Consider the following 17,128-nt stretch of genomic DNA (forward strand, 5'->3'; position numbering starts at 1 on the left):
CGACCCTGGCTTCCGGGAGTGGTTCTTCCGCATTGCAACCGAAGTCAATCGGCTCGCCAAAGGATATGCTGCGATAGCCCAGTAGGTTCGGACACTGGTGCGGTGGCCTTAAAACGCCGAGTAACGAATGCTCGACCACATGCTGTTGTTTGTCAGTGCGGCGGTGCTCAGATAGCTCACGCCCGATTCATACAAGAAGGGTGACGAATCGAGCAACTCGTCCGCATCGTCCATGTCGCCAAACGCTGCGTCGATGGCCAGGATGTCGTTTCCCCCCTCCACCAGCGCATCGGTGGCCACCAGGTTGTTGAAGTAATCATCGAGCGTGGCCAGTTCGCTTCCCTCATCGATCGGCGCCATCGGTCCCAACTCGTTCCAAGTCGCCTGCTCGTCGTACGAACCGATGTCCCAATCCATCTCCGCGTCCATATTTCCTGCCAACGGAGCGGCGCCGGCGCCTTGGTACAACTCAGCCCACGAGGCCGCGTAGGCGGTCAAGGTGAAAGTGTCCAAATTCGCGCTGAATGTTTGATCTCCCTCGTAACCCGTGAGATCGTCAATGGATCGCAAGTCGGATTGGAGCACGCCATCCTGCATCACGTAGCGCACAAAGAAGCTGTCGGCGCCGTCTTCGCCGATCATCAAATCGACGTCGTTGTCAGCGGTGCCGCCAAAGTGCAAGAAGTATTCAAAACCAAAAAGGGTGTCGTCGCCAGCGCCGCCAACGACTTGGTCCGAGCCGGCGCCCCCTTCCAGACTGTCTCGGCCTTCCTCGCCGAACAGCACATCGTTGTCTCGCCCGCCAAACAGCGAGTCGTCGTTGTCGCCGCCCCCCAGATAGTCCTCGCCATCCTCGCCGTACAATGTGTCGCTGCCTGGTCCGCCAACCAAATTGTCATTGCCGGCGCCGCCAAAGACGATGCAGCCACCGGCTTCGTCGTCTACTCGGTCGTCGCCGTCGCCGGCATAAATCACGTCCAGGTCGGCGCCGCCGTCGATTGTGTCGCCTAGCGAACTTCCCCAAATCGTGTCCCGTCCGTCGCCGCCATATAGTTCGGCGATGCACAGTGGCCCCGCCTTGATCTGATCCTCCCCTCGTTCGCCGTACACATGGCAGACTCCTTTGCCACCTTCGAGCGTGTCGTTTCCCTCGCCGCCGAAGACAAAGGCCTGGGCCGACGATTGGTTCAGAAAAGTGTCGTCACCGGCCCCACCGTAAAAGTGAATATTCGGAACCTTGGACGTTTCCAGGTAGTAGTAGCCCATTCCTGTTGGCCGTGCGGCGAAGACCGTCGTCGTGCCGCCGCGCTCTGTCACCTGCACGCGGTCGTTTCCCGATGTGCCGACGATGTAGATTCCTTCGCGCTCGGGGTACGCCACCCCGCGCTCGAAGCCGTCGTGGTAAAAAACATCCACCGCCATCAAGTCGCGCCGTTCGAGTTGCTGGCATTCCAGTCGCCGACGCTTGCTCGTCATCGGGCTCGTGCCGCGCTTGCGAGATTGCTTCTGCGAAAACGATCGAAACAGCGTGCGAAACATGGCAGCGCCTCGGTCTGGGGGAAAATGGGGACTGGAGTGCTCTATCCCATACAGCGTCCCCGCCGCCGGTTTGTTACATACCCCGCCGGCACTCCCTGAAAAACGCCCAAAGCCCCCACGCCAAACCGGGCGATCAGTCCAAGACACCAACTGCCGTATGACCAGGCGGCGTTTTCAGCCGCAACTCACCCCCCCCCTGATGGCTGTGCCCCCCATCGCTCATTCACATGCGCCCGCGTCGTCGCATTTGAGATTTGCGGCCACAGCCACTATCTTTTGAATCGAGTAATGGCTGGCGCGATACCGTGGCACGCCTTGAATCGTTCACATCCACTAGAGGCGCAATGTCCAGCCATCTACTGTTGACCGGGGCCACCGGCCTGATCGGAGAATACTTACTCGCCGGGCTACTGCAAAAAAATGTGCCCTTGGCGGTGTTAACCCGTGCCAAAGACGGTGATTCGCCTGCCAACCGCATTGAAGAACTGCTCCTTCGCTGGGAGCAGACGCTTGGAAAACCGCTCCCTCGACCGGTCGTGTTGGCAGGCGAAACCAATCGGCCCGGCCTGGGCCTATCCGATGAAGATCTCCGCTGGGTCACCCAGCATTGCAACCGCATCTTGCACAACGCGGCCAGCGTGCAGTTTCAAGGCAGCGATCACGCACAAGACCCCTGGCTCAGCAATCTCACCGGCACTCAATGCCTGCTGGGCATGTGCGCCGAACTGGGGATTCGTGATCTGCACTATGTTTCGACCGCCTACGTTTGCGGCAATCGAACCGGGCGAATCTACGAGCAAGAATTGAACTGCGGGCAGGTCTTGCGCAACGACTATGAATCCAGCAAGTTCGCGGCCGAGAATTTGGTCCGTAATGCCCCCTTTCTTGGGCAGCGCACCATTTACCGGCCGGGCATCGTCGTCGGCGACTCGCTCACCGCCTACACATCCACCTATCGGGGCGTCTATTCCTATCTGCAATTCACCTGCGCCATGGCGCGCAATGCCGATCGCGATGCCCAGGGACGCTGGCATCACCCGGTTCGCCTGAATCTCACGGGCCAGGAGTTTCGTAGTCTGGTGACCGTCGACTACGTTGCGGACGTCATTCTGAGAGTGCTGGAAAGCCCTGCCTCCCACGGGCAAACATTCCATATCACGCCGGCCGAGCCGACCACTTCCCAAGAGATCGAAACCGCGCTCGCGCGGCACTGCAACTATCACGGTGTGGAGTTTGTCGGCCGCCCGCCGATTCCCCCCGCGTCGATGAACGCGTCGGAAGAGTTGTTCTACAGCGCCGTTGCCGCCTATCAGCCCTACTGGGAGGGCGATCCCGTCTTCGACCAAACCAATACCGCGCAGGTCATGCAAGGCGCGGCCTGCCCGCGCGTGGATGCTGCCATGCTGCTGCGACTATTTGAGTTCGCCGCGCGCCACAACTTCGGCAAGCGCCGCCGTTAGCTCACGTTTCGCCCCGTGCGACACCCATCTCGGCGCCTCGCATGTCAACAGAACGCCAGTTGCCGCTCACGCCCTGGGAACAGTACATGTTCCTCGACGACTGTCGTCGCGGCCCGATGACGTTTCTGTTTCGGTTGAGCTACGCTGGCCAGTTGGATCGGCAACGTCTGACTCAAAGTTTGGCAGTTGTTGTCGCGCGGCATCCGCTGCTGGCCGCAAAAGTGGTCCGCAATCGAGGCCGATTCCTCTGGGACTCGTTCCAACCCGCTATTCGCCTCTTCGGTGTTCCCCCCGCGCCACAAGTCCCGTTCGTCGCAGACCATTTGGACCTCCTGTCAACAAATGGCTTTCGGGCAGGAGTCGGCGAAAACCAATCCGGTGGCCACGTCTGGCTCGAGTTTCACCATGCGGCCTGCGATGGTCTGGGAGCCATCGAGGCGACGGCCGAGATTATCGCGGCCTACCGTGGCGCGGCGCATGAACTGACGCCCGCGCCGACGACTGCGCGACTCGCCCGCCGCGCCCATATTCCGCTCACACCGCTGGAACGAATCACCAGGACCCCCAAAGACCTGGCCCGCATCGCAAAGTTCTTTCAGCATCGCATTGCGCCCCTGACCAGCGGAGCCGAACAGTCGAATTCCGAGTTTCAGTCGTCGGCCTTCGTAACGCATTGCTTCTCCCCCAGTGAGACGGCAAGCCTGCTCGATCGTGTGCGGCGCCAAGGCGTCACGCTCAACGACTTATTGCTGCGAGACCTCTACCTGAGCCTGCACCATTGGATGCTTATTCGCCGCGACTACGGCGCCCGCGCATTGCGAATCGCCATGCCGATCAGCCATCGCCTGCCAGACGACGGCCAAGGCGCCGTCAATCGAGTGAGCATGGTCTTTCTCGATCGTACCGCGCGGCAATTCGGAGAGCCCGCGGAGCTGCTGGCGTCGATCGCCAGCGAAACCCGGCAGATCAAACAGCATCGCATGGGCATTGCGATGCTGCGCTCGCTCAAATGTCTGGCCGTTAGCGCCACCGCCATGCAAAGCGTCTTGCGCAACCCGAGATCGCAAGTCACCTGCATCTTGAGCAACTTGGGGGTCGTGCTCGCCAGTCCTGCAAACCTCGGTGGCGCCGAACCGGGAATCGAATTCGACTCGATCGAGTTCATGCCCCCCATCCGTCCGCAATCACCCATCAGCTTCGGCGCGCATACCTATCGTGGGTCGCTGACGCTCACGCTGCGCTACGACACCGCGCAATTAAGTGCTACTGACGCGGCCGAACTGCTCAATCGGTATGTCGACGAGTTGTCCAAGTCGCTGGCATGCGCCGATCACAAGGACTGCGCGGAGCAAACCTCGCGCGACGGTGCGCATTAGCCTCAACAACCGTCCTGAGCGGTTTGCGATAGCTGCTGGACATACTCCGCCAGCATGCGCCGCATGTCGCCGGCATCGAAATGCAGCGGATCGGCTCGAAAGCAAATGGTTAATTGCCGCGAGTAGATCCCCACGGTCATCCCGGCGCAGGTGCCCGGCCGGAGCGGCGGCGCCCCAAGAATCCGCTCGACCACCACGTTTCCGGCCATCACGCGGTCCTCATGCCGGGGCAGTTTGGCCGCGAATCGCCGCGACCGATCCCCCAAGTTGCTGAATACCGCCGTCGCCAGGCAAGTCCGCGGATTGGTCAACCACGACATCGTTCCGATGCGCCGGGCGACCGCAAGCCCCTGCAACAGCACCATCGCCTGTTGACGTTGCAAGGCTTTCGTCGACTGCGCTTCCAGCGCGGCCAACAGTTCGTCATCTGTCTCGCCGTGGCGCAGCCGCCAATCCGCAAAGGCATAGCCCAGCCGATTGCACGCTGGCAAGCGCACATCGGATCGCTCGCGAAGATCAACCGGCACCAGAATCGCCAGCCGCCGCGGCGGCTTTCCAGTCTCGGCAGTCGACCACCGCGCCAGGCAGCGAAAGAAGTCTCGCAGCATCAGCGTGTTCAATGTCACGCCGCGGTTGCGCGACGCGTCGCGCAACCGGTTCGTGTCGTCAACGCCAAAGCTATGAACGACAAATCCCGGCGCGCGAAACGCGGGCCGCTCGCTGGCCCCCCGCGCTGCCGGCAGCGGAGTCGCCTGCCGCCATAAATACCGATTCCACCACAACAGCACGCTGCGGCCGGCGTTGGCCATGGTCGTGCGCATCTCTGTCGAACGGACAAATCGGCGCTGATCCAGTTGCGCGTATTCCAGCGGCCGCGTCTTGGTCGCTCGGCTCCCATCTCCACACAAACTATCGTAAGCGGTCAACAAATCGTCGATGAACATCCCTGCCCCAATCCCATCGCAGCAGGCGTGATGGAATTGAAACGTGATCGTCGTCTGATCCCCGTTGCACCGCCCCCACACCCGCAGCCCGCACTCGCGGGTCAAATCAAATCGTAGCGCTTCATGCGATAGAACGGGCCCTTCCTCCGACAGCCAATGGCATGCGATCGCCCAATCGGCGTCGAGCGTCCATTGCCCGTCATACGCCCCGCGCTTCACCAGTTTGGCGCGCAGCAGCGGATGCCTCCAGCTTGCCCACTCCAGCGCGCGATCGAACAACTCGCGATCGAGCACTCCCTGCAGTTCCATCTGCATGAAAAACATCATGGGGTGCGACGCGCTCTCGTCGGCCAGAAAAAACGCCTCAAACGGCGACACCCGTAATGGGAAAACTGCCGCGGCGGCAGCCTGGAGCGTCGCAACGGAATCCATCAAATTCGCTTCCCGGGTGAACCCATTTACAAATTGGCGGCCAAGCCTGACTCGACGCATCGTAACCGCTCGCCCCGCCGGAGTAGAGGAGCGAACTGCCAATGGCTCAGCGGCGTCCGCTGCTTCTCACGACAAGCGACACAACGACGCGCGGTTTTGAAAGAGCTTCCGGCACAACGACGGTCGCCCTCAACAGCCACCGCCCCCATCAGGGAGCATTCGGGCCGATCAGCCGTTTAGCCGGATCGGGATGGATCCGCTGCTCCACCCGTTTCGTCAGCGTGGCCCGCCAATTGGCCGACAACGCTCCAACCGCCGCGAGTTCCGCTGCCAGGCTCAAATCATCCTTGTCGATGTGCATCACCCGGTTCGCGCGTTCCACGGTCCACGCGGGATAGGCGCACTCCAGCCGTTGCAGCCGCGCTCCCGCGGCAACCAGCCCTTCTTGCAACACCCGAAAGTACCAGCCCGTGCGCCCCGATTCCTGCGCTTGCCAGGCAAGAGTCTTGTTGCGCCACCGTCGGGCGAGCTTCCAACAAGGCTGCCGCGGTTGCGAAACCTGCACCAGCGCATCGGCGCCAACGCGCCAGATGTCGCCGATGCACACGTTCGCTTCCGTCAGTCCCTCAACGGTAAAATTCTCGCCGAAGGCGCCCGGCGGCAGGTCGGGCATCTCCAGTTGGCGCCGCCACTGGTCATAGTGATCGGCCGAGTAAGCCAACACCGCCTTGTCCGGCCCACCGTGATGCGCGAGGTCGGCCTGCCCGTCCCCTTCAAGATTAGTGACCCCCAGCCATACCGGACCGTCGACCGGACGCTTGTCGATTCCGCTGGTCCAAGGCCGGTCCATGGGGTCCGCCGCGCCGGCCATGCCAAGCTTTCGCGGCAAGCCAACCTGTATCGATCGAATGACCGGCTGCGTCACGATCGGTTGCGTCACCATGTGCTCCCTCGCCGCCTCGCGCTCACGCTCAGCGCCGCACCCCGAGCGTCACTAGCTAAGCCGCGTCTTCAAGCCATTGAACCGCATGCGGCGCACACGCTGCAAGGTAGTGCAAATTGCCCGCCGTGTGTTCGCGTGTCTACCCGATGGCGCCTCACAAGTATAGGCTGACGGACGTGCCGCCACTTGTCGCCAAGTTGCTGGGAAAAATCGTTGCAATTGAGTCTTGCCGTCGCAACTCGCACGTGGCGCTGCGGATTTGTCGTCGCCAGCAAATTCGCGAAGTTCTGAACTCTGGCTAGACCGATTCAGCGCTCACCAAAGCCTGTATGTCCTTTAGGGGCTTTCCGTCACTGTTTCTCCACACCATTCGGCCATTTGCTGATCGTCCCAAAATTACCCCAGCAGCTGTCGATGGTGAGGTGAAAACCTGATCTTGGGCAAAGGCATAGTGCTGGCCTTGATCCACAATTACTCCTTGCGATAACAAGTCTCTCCGCAAAGTGGACATATACTGATGAATCGACTTCGATTCGACCTTCACCAGTTGCGAACCCCTTACAACCACAAAGCCTTTGGCATCTTCGTAACCACTCGCTTTGATGCCTTTCGAGTCGATGCTCAAAAGTTCGTTTGGCGTTTTTGTGGTCGCGACAGTCTTCTCAAAGACTCCCAGCCCGAGCAGCGGGAAGATGCTCAGGATATCCCTGAGGAAGCTGTCTGCCAGTGCTAATTCCGCCTCAGACAAGGTCGGCGCCATGGCGCCTTGTCCGTTGTCGAGTTTGCATTGCTTGGCTTCGGTCGCTAGCCGCAGCAATTCAGATTCGAGATACTGAACGTGGGCTTTATTGAGACTGTCGTCCTTTGCCACAAAAAACACAACCCAATCCCAAAAGTCTTTCTTTCCGTAGTGCTGGTTCAGCCGGTTTTTCACGGGATCGCCTTCACCGACGTAGATCGTTGGTAGAATGCTGTCGTCGGATGTGCCAACTAGGACATAAACTCCGGTTTTTTCAAATTCCGAGCGCGCGACGGCTTCCTTGTAGTTCGTGCGTTTGAAGACGACGCCGACACCGGGCCAGTTCGATTTCTCGACGATGCGCAGGCCGTCTGGGTCACCGGTGGGAATGAGGACTCGAATAAAGAACGGGCGTTGCTGAGTTTCCAACATCGGTTATGACCAGGAGTTTTTTTCGAACGCATTTGAAGGCGCGAGCTTATTGTAATTGTTCGCTCGCGCTGAGCGCGCGAATCCAGATTAGTTACGATGGTGCCCCGTGTTCGGCTGTTCGGCCTTGTTCAATCCGGCCGGTCGATGGGCGCCATCACGATGGCCCGCCATCCTACGTTGGTCGAACGCGCGGTTCTATTTGAGAATCTTGACGCACGTTCACGCGCCACGATTGCGAGATGACACCCTCGTCACCCCCCCCTACTTCCCCGCAAGCGGCGGCGAAGTCGAGTACCAGCCGATCATCATCTCGTGCCACGTCTGTTCCCCCGGCGTCACCAGCGCCTTGGGGTCGGGGTTGGCCGGGTTGGCGGCGCGATTGCGGGGTCATTTCCCTCGTTCATTTATCCCAGCCGCTTGAGCCAGTAGTTGGGTTCACGACTCGTGTGCGAAACGGCGACGACGACAATCTCGGCGTCGAGGACTTCAAAGACGACCGCGTGACGAAACGTCGGCAACACCGCCCGCCGATACGGTTCGTCCGCCGGCAGAGTTTCCAGCTTGGCAAAGCTCAAGGGACGCTCGCGGATCGCTTGAAAGGCGTCGGCGACTTCGTCGAGGAATCGGCCGCCAAGGCCCGGCGACTGATTGTTGAGATAGGCAAACGCCGAGCGTAACTCCGCCTCGGCCTCGGCGAGGACGGTGAGAATCACGCCGGCTGCTCTCTCGACGCGACTTTGCGCAAGTCGGCGATCACATCCGCCGCTGGCCGCGACTTCGTTTCACCGGAGCGGTACGCCGCCGATCGGCGCTTGATTTCCGCTAAGAATGCGGCATGGCCCGCCGCCGACGCTGGTCGGTCCGGCTCCTCGGCAAAACTTCGCTCTAGTTCGAACACGACGTAAGCCCGGTCTTCAGGCGATAATGCCAAGGCCTGTCGGGTGATTTCTTCGCGGGTTGCCATCGCCGATTCTCCCGTTCGCTGCCCTTTAATTCTCGCATGCTTCGCTCACAGCGTCGAGACGATTTTCGGCCCGCTTCAAGCCATTCTTTTTCTCCTCAATCGCCACGGCCCCTTGCCCACGAACCGCCGCTGGCCGCAGAACGCGCCGCGCAGCACCCAGCCGTTGATCTGCTCGCGGATCGGCCACATCAACTGCCCCCCGCTACTTCCCCGCAGCCGGCGTCAAAGTCGAGTACCAGCCGATCATCATCTCGTGCCACGTCTGTTCCCCCGGCGTCACTAGCGCCTTGGGGTTGGGGTTGGCCGGGTTGGCGGCCGAGTTGTCGTAGTGCGCCGTGCACTCCAGCACCGTCCCCTTCGGCATCAGCTTCGGCTCCGCCAGTTCGTATTGAATCTGCCAGTTGAAGTCGTAACGCGGCACGTCCAACAACACCTCGCGTCGGCCGTCCGGGTAGCGGGCGACATACCGAAACGATTTGCCGCGCAGGTGCATGTGCGGCAATAGATTCACCAGGATTTCGTCCTCTTCGAATTTGTGCGTCGCCCGCACTTCATGGTTCGGCGCGCCGGGCGGAATCGCGAATAGCCAATAGCTGGCCCCCTTCGCCAGATACTCCTGCTTCACTTCGCTGCCATCGCAGAAGGTGAAGCCGACCTTGGTCAGGTCCTCTTGCGCCCGGCCGTTGGTGGTGTAATGCATCTGAAACACCACTTTCGAGCCCGCCGGAATCCGCCGCGCGGCGCCCGGCGGCGTCTCGAAAGGGCGAATCCCCGGCGCGTACGCGCCGATCAACCCCCCGTCGAAGGCGATCATAAAACTGTTCCGCTCCCCCGGCGGATAACACAACACAAACACATGATGCACCACGGTGCGATTGCCCGGCCGAACCTCCGCCTTCACCAGCCACTTATCCTCTTTCCAACCGGGGTCGACCACAAAATGCTGATAGTTGATCGTCCCCTCCGCCGGCACCTGATATGGCTTGTCGGCCATCGCCACCACCTGGTCGGGCTCGCCAATGTTCCAGCCTTCCACAAACTGCCGTGGCTCGGGCAGGTCGCTCGGGTCTCCCAGCGGCGCCCCGGCGTCGACCCAGGCAAAGATTTGTTCCTTCTCCTCCTTGGTCAACCGCGCCACGTTCGAAAACTGGCCATGCTCCGGATTGGCGAACCAAGGCGGCATCCGTTCTTGTTCCACCACCTCGCGAATCATGTCGGCCCAGCCCGCCACTTCGTCGTACGACTCCATGGAGAACGGCCCCAACTCGCCGGTCCGGTGACATTCGATGCAGCGGCGCTGAAAGATGCGCGACACTTCCTTGGCGTAGGTCACGGTCGGCGCCTTCGCCGGCTCGCGCCGCCGCCCGATCAGGCAGCCGATCGGCGCCAGCTCTGGCTGGCTCACTTCCTTGCCGGCCAACAGTTCTTCCATCGCCTCTTTCAGATCGTGTCGGTCCACATCGAGCCGCACAAAGCCCACGCGTCCCTGATCGTCGATACGTCCGCGATATCGCACGCGCCGCTCGGCGTCGAGCAACAGCACCTCCGGCGTCCGCGTGGCGCCCAGCGCGTCGGCCACTCGCGCCCCCTCGTCGCGCAGCACCGGAAAGGTCAGTTCAAACTCGCGCGTCAGTTCGGCAATGTCGTCCGCGCTGTCTTGCGCGTTGGAGTCGATCGCCACGAAGCGCGCGCCGCGCGACGCATAAGCCTGCGCCAGCGCCTCCAGGCGTGGAGCGTAGTGCCGCACCAGCGGGCACTCCGTGCCAATGAACGCCACCACCACCAGTTTTGCGTCGGCCACGTCGTTCAACGACCAGGTGGCGCCCCCCACGGCGGGTAGTTTGAATGGCGCCACTTGCGATCCCAAGGCGCCGCCAGCCTCCTCGGCTTGCGCAGACCCGGCGGCCAAGAGCGCCAAGAGTGCGAGCGTCAGACAATTTCGCGTCATGTTCGTTGCCATCGAAGTTCGCCTTACGGAGAAAAACAGGTGACGGGATCCAATGCCACTAGGCGCCCGCTTTCGGCAAGTCTGCCACCCCCAGATGTCGCAGCATGATTTGTGTCAGCAGTTCCGCCAGTTCGTTCATGTCCTGGTCGTCGATCGTGTGCAGCACGATGCGCAGCGCGAACGTGGCGATCACCACCTCCAGCCCCAACTCCACTCTCCGCCGCGGATTGTCGTGCGACAACTCGCTACGGTGGTCCAGTACGATCTCGATGGCCCGATCTTGCAGGAACTTTCCGAGCTCCTGCCATTCAGCCCGAAATCGCGCGTCGCTCGCGGCCTGTTCGAGAAACGCGCGAATCAAACCCTGCTTCGCGCGATACACCTCGACAATCGCCGGCAGTGTTTGTCGCAGCATGGCCGCCAAGGGGACATCGCGCCACACCTCCGCGGCCAGAATCTGCTTGATCCACAAGCGCTGCGCGGCGGCATGACGCTCAAACAAGGCGCCCAGTAGCGCCTGCTTGTTCTCGAATCGGGCGTACAGCGATGGCGGCGAAGCGCCCGCCGCCTTGGCGATCTCAGCCACCGAGATGGCCTGAAACGAGCGCTCCGTCAGCAGTCGCTCCGTCGCGTCCAGGATTCGCGCGAGCGTTTCCTGGCTACGAAGCTGAACCGCCGGGTTCACCCACTTCGATGCGCGTTCGACTGGCGCCTGTGTCGCCATGCAAATTCCCTCCGGCTGAGATGATAATTGTAATCGCGTTACATTTTCAATCTAAAAATCCGCCGCCCACGCAGATTTTCAAGACCGCTTGGTCCTGGTGGATTGGATTAGAGGTTGTGCCAATTCGTATTCGAAACGTCGATTCCGAAAACTCCGAAAACCCTGACCCTTCGTCAGTCAGACTCCGGCCGCGCAACATGAATTCGGTAAATGGTTTGTAGCCGGCATTGAATGTCGCGACTGGTTTTCGGAATCGCGGTTTTCGGAGTTTACCCCCCCTGATTGCGCGTTTTCAGCGCAATTCATTTCGCCGCCCTGCAAGCCACCTCGCGGCGCCCCGCATCGGCGCCGTCTCGCAACGCCCACGCCTACGACTACTCGCTGCGGGCTAATGTGTGGCGCGCAGTTGGGCCTGCTATCGCGACACATTCATTCAAGAGCGTATGATCCGCCGCGAACTTGCGCAGGCCAAAGCGCAGTGCTCAATTAGAAATCGCCCAGGTTCGCCCAGAACTCAAAGACTGGAGCTCAAAGAAATGCGATCAGCGACTGGCGCTATGGGACGGGCTTACGCCGTCTCTGCTTCGAGCTCTACGGCCGACTCGTCATCGCCGTAATCCTTAATGCGCGGAGTGCCGTCGCTCAGATTATTGCGCATCGTGCCCAATATCTCGCGCAAGCTGGCCAGTTGATCCTCGTTCAGGCCGCGGGTGACGCGCGCTCGAATCCCGGCGCCGCGCGCCAGCATCTGGGCCCAAACCGGCTCGACTTTCTCGGTCGGCCGAATCATCTTCTTGCGGCGATCCACTTCGCTCGGTACGCGGACAATCCAGCCGTCGCGCTCCATGCGGTCAAGCACGCCGACCAATGTCGGCGCCTCGATCCCCATTTTCGACGCCAGCTCGGTTTGCGACATCTCGCCGGCAAACGAAATCCACGCCAGCACCTCCCATTGGCGATGCGTGATGCCCAATTCCGAAAGTTCTTCGTTGATGGTGCAGGCGAGCTGATGCGCGGTCGAAAAGACCCAATACGCGATGCTGCTCTCAAAATCGAATTGGAGCATTCCCCCTCCCATTTGCCTAAAGTCTGTTCCGCCCTACGATTCTAATCGCACGGGGCCGGCAGGCTCAAGCAAGCGCCGCAATTACTTGCGGAACTGTCATTTACCGCGTTGCTTGGCGATAGCAGTGGTCAAACAGCAGCCGCCACTCGGCTTGCTGAATCGCCACGCACGCCGCTCGTTCAGGCCGACGGCTCCGCACTGCGCCTTCGACCGTATCCACCCAAACGTAGGGATCCCAGCGGCCGGACGGTAGCAATTGCTCCAGCAGGGGCGTCTTCCCTAACATGTCGGGGACCAAATCAGCCAACTCCGCATACACCGAATGATCCCCCACGCGCCGCAACCAATACTTTGAGTTGCCAAAATCGCCCTCTCGGCGGTGCATGATGGCGTGCCAATAGCTCCCCTCGGCGGAGTCAATCGATTGGCTGATCGTGTGCGACCGGTCCAAATAGTCGTGGTACAGCCATAGCGCCGCCGCGCAGCATCTCGCCGCATTGCGATTGGTGATGCTCTGCCCCGCCAGCGTGTTGTCGATCTTCAAGCCTTCCAGCCGCGCCAGCGCCGCCTGATTGGGTTGGCCCTCACCTAACTCGGCGAATCGACCCGGCTCGACCAGCGCGTCGATCTCTGGACCGTAGTGGATCGGTTTGGCCATGACACACCATCTTCCTAGGGCGACGCTCCCCTTGCGAATGTGTTTAACAGATTGCGGCGCCGCTGGCGACGAACGGCTTCCGCGCGGGACTGGAATTCGGCTTGCGACATAGGCTAAACTCAGAGGCGCCACGGGGGTCTATTAGCAAATCTCTCTACTTGCCTTGCCGCTTGAGCTGGTCACCACTGTGACTGTTCCTCATTACCGCACCGCGCGGGCTCGTGGCGGCGCCAAATCACGCATCTTCCGAAGCCCCCCAGCGTATGCGCCTCTTCACCCAACGGACCTGAGAAACTCTCGTTTCGAGTGACTGTCATGACCGACGCCGCCCAAGAGACATTGCCCACGAGCGAAATCCAATCTAGCGCCCCCGCCACGCAAGAGCCCGCCGGCGCCGACTCAAAGGCGCCGCGCATCAAGATTGGCTCGCAGCGCGACGTGCATCCCGCGGCGGCCCCGCCGGCGCCGCCATTGGTCGAAGGCGAAGCGCAGCCCGGTCCGGCGGTCGAAGAGCCCAGCTCGCCGGTCCCCGCGCCAGAGCCTACCAGCCGCTTGGCCGAGAAAGTCTCCAGCGACCTGCGCCGCGCCGAAAAGGTGCCGGTGCCCAGCATCCGCCGCGATCTGTCCCCCGATCTGCAAATCGAACTCGAACTGGCGATGGGCGGCAGTTCGATGGACGACCTGATCTCCAGCGAAAAGGCGTCCCCGCCCCCTGAGCTAGCACCCGAGACGCGCCTCCGCGGCCGCATTGTCAAACTGCATCGAGACAATGTCTTTGTGGAACTCGGACAGCCCATTCAAGGCGTGCTGCCGCTTCGCCAATTTCCGGAAGAGCCGCAGGTCGGCGCCGAATTGGAAGTCATGGTCGCGCGCTACGACGGCGAAGAAGGACTTTACGAGTTGACGCTCCCGGGCGGCGCGATTGATATCGCCGATTGGTCGCAGGTCGCCGAAGGCATGGTGGTCGAAGCCCGCGTCACCGCCGCCAACAAAGGGGGACTGGAATGCGAGGTCAACAAGATTCGCGGTTTCATCCCCGCCAGTCAGGCTAGCCTCTACCGCGTGGAGAATCTCGAAACGCTCATCGGCGAAAAGTTGAACTGCATCGTCTCCGAGGCCAATCCAGACAAGCGCAATCTCGTCCTGAGCCGGCGCGACTTCCTGGAGCGCGAACGCGAAGCGTCCCGCCAAGAGTTGCTGGCGACGCTGGCCCCCGGACAGGTGCGCGAAGGGACCGTGCGCAACATTCAACCCTTTGGCGCCTTCGTCGATCTCGGCGGAGTCGATGGGCTGGTGCATGTCAGCGAGGTGAGCTGGCAGCGCGTCAAGGATCCCAGCGAGGTGTTGCAAGTCGGGCAGGCGGTGAAGGTGAAGATCCGCAAGATCGATCCCGAGACCGGCAAGATCAGTCTCGGCATGAAAGAACTGTCCGAAAGCCCTTGGGACAACATCAGCAGCAAATACCCCTCCAAGTCGAATATCACCGGCACGGTGTCGAAGATCATGGAGTTTGGCGCCTTCATCGAACTCGAACCCGGCGTCGATGGGCTGGTGCACATCTCCGAACTCGATCACAAGCGCGTCTTCCGCGTCACCGATGTCGTGAGCGTGGGCCAAGAAATCGAGGCGCAAGTGCTCTCGGTGGATGCCTCCAATCGCCGCATCAGCTTGTCGATCAAAGCGCTCAAGGCTCGGCCTCAAGCCGAAAAGAAGCCCGAGCCGGAGATTGAGGAGCCGGCAGAACCGCTCAAACTGCCGAAGCGCAACCTGCCGCTGAAGGGAGGCCGTGACTCCGGTTCTGGCGGCGAACGATTTGGCCTCAAGTGGTGACGGCCCCGCTGGCGCGTGGCGCATGATTGCCTATTTGCCGCCGGGCGCCACGTGCTGTTTGAGCCAGCCAAAAACCTCCTCATGCCAATAGCGGCTATTCGCCGGCTTGGTCACCCAGTGACCTTCGTCCGGAAAGTTCACCAGCTTCGATGGCACGCCCAGCCGCTGGAGCGTTGTGAAGAGCTGATAGCCTTCGCTCATCGGCACACGGAAATCGAGATCGTTGTGAATGATCAGCATCGGCGTCTTAAAATTCTTGGCGAACCGATGCGGAGAGTGCTTCTCATACGACTCGCGCGTCTCCCACGGCGGCCCGCCATGTTCCCACTCGTCGAACCATAGTTCGTCGGTCGTCGAGTACATGCTGTCGAAGTTGTACACGCCGCAGTGCGTGATCAGCGTCTTGAACTTGTCGGTGTGCCCCGCGAACCAGTTCATCATGTAGCCGCCGAACGAGGCGCCCGCCGCCGCCAGTCGCGCGGTGTCGATGTATGGCTGCTGCTCCAAATAGGCGACCCCCGCCATCAAATCGTCGTAACAGCGTCCACCCCAATCGCCGCTGATCTGATCGACGAACTCCTGGCCAAATCCTGTGCTGCCGCGCGGGTTTGGCAGCGCGATCATGTAACCCTGCGCCGCCCAGAGCTGCGGGTTCCAGCGCCAGCTCCAGTTGTTGTCCCACGCGCCTTGCGGCCCGCCATGCACTAGGTACACCAGCGGCCATTTTTGCTTGGCGTCGAATCCCGGCGGCTTTAAGAGCCACATCTGCATCGGTTTGCCATCGGGCGTCTTCACCGTCACGCTCTCGGGTTGCGGCAGATTCAATCCCGCCAGCAACTCTTGATTGCGGCGGCTGACGTTGCGCGCCTTGCCGCTGGCGTCCAGCGCCACCGCTTCGGCCGGCGCCGACATCGACGCCTGTAGCGCCGCAAGCTGGCCGCGATCGCTAATCGTTAGCGACGAGAAGGTTCCTCCCGTCGCGGCGAACTGCGCCGGCTTGCCGCCATCGACTGTTACCCGAAAAATCGGGGCCTGCGCGTGGTCCTCGGCGACAAAGTACAGCGACTTGCCGTCCGGCGCCCACACAAACGCGTCGACCGAGCGATCGAGCGCGTCGGTCAAGCTGCGCGGATTCTTGCCATTGGCGTCGGCCACGACCAACTCCCACTGGTCGGCCTCGTAGCCCGGCTTCGCCTGCCGTCGAAAGGCGAGTTGCTTTCCATCCGGCGAAAATCGCGGATACGTGTCGGCGGCCATGTTGCCAGCGGTCAGGTTCTCCGCTTCTCCGCCAGTCACCGGCACGCGCCAGATATCGTGATTGGTGCTCCAGGCCTCGTCGGTTCGCGGCGGCGATGTGTACAAGAGATGCTTGCCGTCGGGACTGAAAGTGAAGTCATCTCCTGCCGAGAAAGTGCTCGATGTCGGCACGCCGTCAATGTCGCCAGGGGTCAGATCGCGCGGTTCGCCCCCGGCCGCCGCCAGGACGAACAGGTGCTGCCGCTTTCCTTCCACCCACGAATCCCAATGGCGATAAAACAGCTTGTCGAACACCCGCGCCTTGACCGGGTTCTTCTCGATCTCTTCCTTTCGCTTCTTGTTGGCCGCATCGCTTTCGGCAAATGGCAAAGCCGAGAACTCGGGATACACCGCAGACACAAACGCGATCTGCTTGCCGTCGGGCGACCATACCCCGGCGCTGGCCTCGGTCGAAAGATGGGTGAGTTGCCGCGCCTCGCCGCCGGCCACGTCGATCAGCCAAAGCTGCGTGTCGCCGCCACGGTCCGATTCAAACACGATCTGTGTACTGTCAGGACTCCAGCGCGGATGTCGGTCGTGCTTTTCGGTGCTGGTCAATTGCCTCGGTTCGCCTTCCCCTGTGGGCGCCAGCCAGAGCCGCGATTGCGTCGAATTCTTCTCCAGGTTCGCCGTGGTGACGACAAACGCCACCCATTTGCTGTCTGGGCTGATCTGCGCGTCGCTCACGCGCGCCAAGCGAAACATCGCGTCCAGTGTCAGCGGCTCCTTGGCGGTGGCTGTCGTCGTGACCATGCACAATCCTAGAAAGAATGAGAC

General features: G+C 61.3%; 14 protein-coding genes. 3 read left to right on the plus strand and 11 right to left on the minus strand.

What is annotated here, in order from left to right:
- Positions 1-108 precede the first annotated feature (108 nt).
- Complete coding sequence (locus K1X71_12385) at positions 109-1,539, minus strand: hypothetical protein (GenBank protein MBX7073937.1); 1,431 nt, start codon at positions 1,537-1,539, stop codon at positions 109-111.
- Positions 1,540-1,883: 344 nt separating this feature from the next.
- Between K1X71_12385 and K1X71_12390 the strand changes: the two genes are divergently transcribed.
- Together K1X71_12390 and K1X71_12395 are read left to right on the plus strand one after the other, a co-directional pair.
- Positions 1,884-2,999 (plus strand): SDR family oxidoreductase, encoded by a 1,116-nt coding sequence (locus tag K1X71_12390; protein ID MBX7073938.1) that lies wholly within the window; start codon positions 1,884-1,886, stop codon positions 2,997-2,999.
- A 41-nt stretch (positions 3,000-3,040) separates the two neighbouring features.
- Positions 3,041-4,375 (plus strand): hypothetical protein, encoded by a 1,335-nt coding sequence (locus K1X71_12395; GenBank protein ID MBX7073939.1) that lies wholly within the window; start codon positions 3,041-3,043, stop codon positions 4,373-4,375.
- A 2-nt stretch (positions 4,376-4,377) separates the two neighbouring features.
- Here K1X71_12395 and K1X71_12400 read toward each other — a convergent pair whose 3' ends face one another.
- The 9 genes from K1X71_12400 to K1X71_12440 all read right to left on the minus strand — a co-directional run bounded on the left by K1X71_12400 (position 4,378) and on the right by K1X71_12440 (position 13,225).
- A complete protein-coding gene (locus K1X71_12400) occupies positions 4,378-5,751 on the minus strand; it encodes a hypothetical protein (protein MBX7073940.1) in 1,374 nt (457 codons plus the stop codon).
- Between the two features lie 208 nt (positions 5,752-5,959).
- Positions 5,960-6,694: an MOSC domain-containing protein gene (locus K1X71_12405; protein ID MBX7073941.1), complete on the minus strand. Its 735-nt coding sequence runs from the start codon at positions 6,692-6,694 to the stop codon at positions 5,960-5,962.
- 298 nt (positions 6,695-6,992) lie between these two features.
- On the minus strand, positions 6,993-7,865 hold the full coding sequence (locus K1X71_12410) for a GIY-YIG nuclease family protein (protein MBX7073942.1): 873 nt from the start codon (positions 7,863-7,865) through the stop codon (positions 6,993-6,995).
- Positions 7,866-8,269: 404 nt separating this feature from the next.
- Positions 8,270-8,578, minus strand: coding sequence for a type II toxin-antitoxin system RelE/ParE family toxin (locus K1X71_12415; GenBank protein ID MBX7073943.1), 309 nt, complete (start codon positions 8,576-8,578; stop codon positions 8,270-8,272).
- Positions 8,575-8,829 (minus strand): addiction module protein, encoded by a 255-nt coding sequence (locus K1X71_12420; GenBank protein MBX7073944.1) that lies wholly within the window; start codon positions 8,827-8,829, stop codon positions 8,575-8,577. The genes K1X71_12415 and K1X71_12420 overlap by 4 nt, the downstream gene beginning before the upstream one ends.
- 202 nt (positions 8,830-9,031) lie before the next feature.
- A complete protein-coding gene (locus K1X71_12425; protein MBX7073945.1) occupies positions 9,032-10,777 on the minus strand; it encodes a redoxin domain-containing protein in 1,746 nt (581 codons plus the stop codon).
- Positions 10,778-10,835: 58 nt separating this feature from the next.
- Complete coding sequence (locus tag K1X71_12430; GenBank protein ID MBX7073946.1) at positions 10,836-11,501, minus strand: TetR/AcrR family transcriptional regulator; 666 nt, start codon at positions 11,499-11,501, stop codon at positions 10,836-10,838.
- A 568-nt stretch (positions 11,502-12,069) separates the two neighbouring features.
- Complete coding sequence (locus K1X71_12435; GenBank protein ID MBX7073947.1) at positions 12,070-12,567, minus strand: MarR family transcriptional regulator; 498 nt, start codon at positions 12,565-12,567, stop codon at positions 12,070-12,072.
- A gap of 100 nt (positions 12,568-12,667) precedes the next feature.
- The gene (locus tag K1X71_12440; GenBank protein ID MBX7073948.1) at positions 12,668-13,225 is read right to left on the minus strand and encodes a hypothetical protein; all 558 of its coding nucleotides are present in this window, start codon (positions 13,223-13,225) and stop codon (positions 12,668-12,670) included.
- Between the two features lie 315 nt (positions 13,226-13,540).
- On the opposite strand from K1X71_12440, the gene K1X71_12445 reads away from it, so the two are divergent.
- Complete coding sequence (locus K1X71_12445) at positions 13,541-15,055, plus strand: S1 RNA-binding domain-containing protein (protein ID MBX7073949.1); 1,515 nt, start codon at positions 13,541-13,543, stop codon at positions 15,053-15,055.
- 30 nt (positions 15,056-15,085) lie between these two features.
- Here K1X71_12445 and K1X71_12450 read toward each other — a convergent pair whose 3' ends face one another.
- Positions 15,086-17,104 carry a S9 family peptidase gene (locus K1X71_12450; GenBank protein MBX7073950.1) on the minus strand — a complete coding sequence of 673 codons (2,019 nt, stop codon included), beginning with the start codon at positions 17,102-17,104 and terminating at the stop codon, positions 15,086-15,088.
- Positions 17,105-17,128: the final 24 nt, after the last annotated feature.

Source organism: Pirellulales bacterium (genome assembly GCA_019694455.1).
Lineage (GTDB): Bacteria > Planctomycetota > Planctomycetia > Pirellulales > JAEUIK01 > JAIBBY01.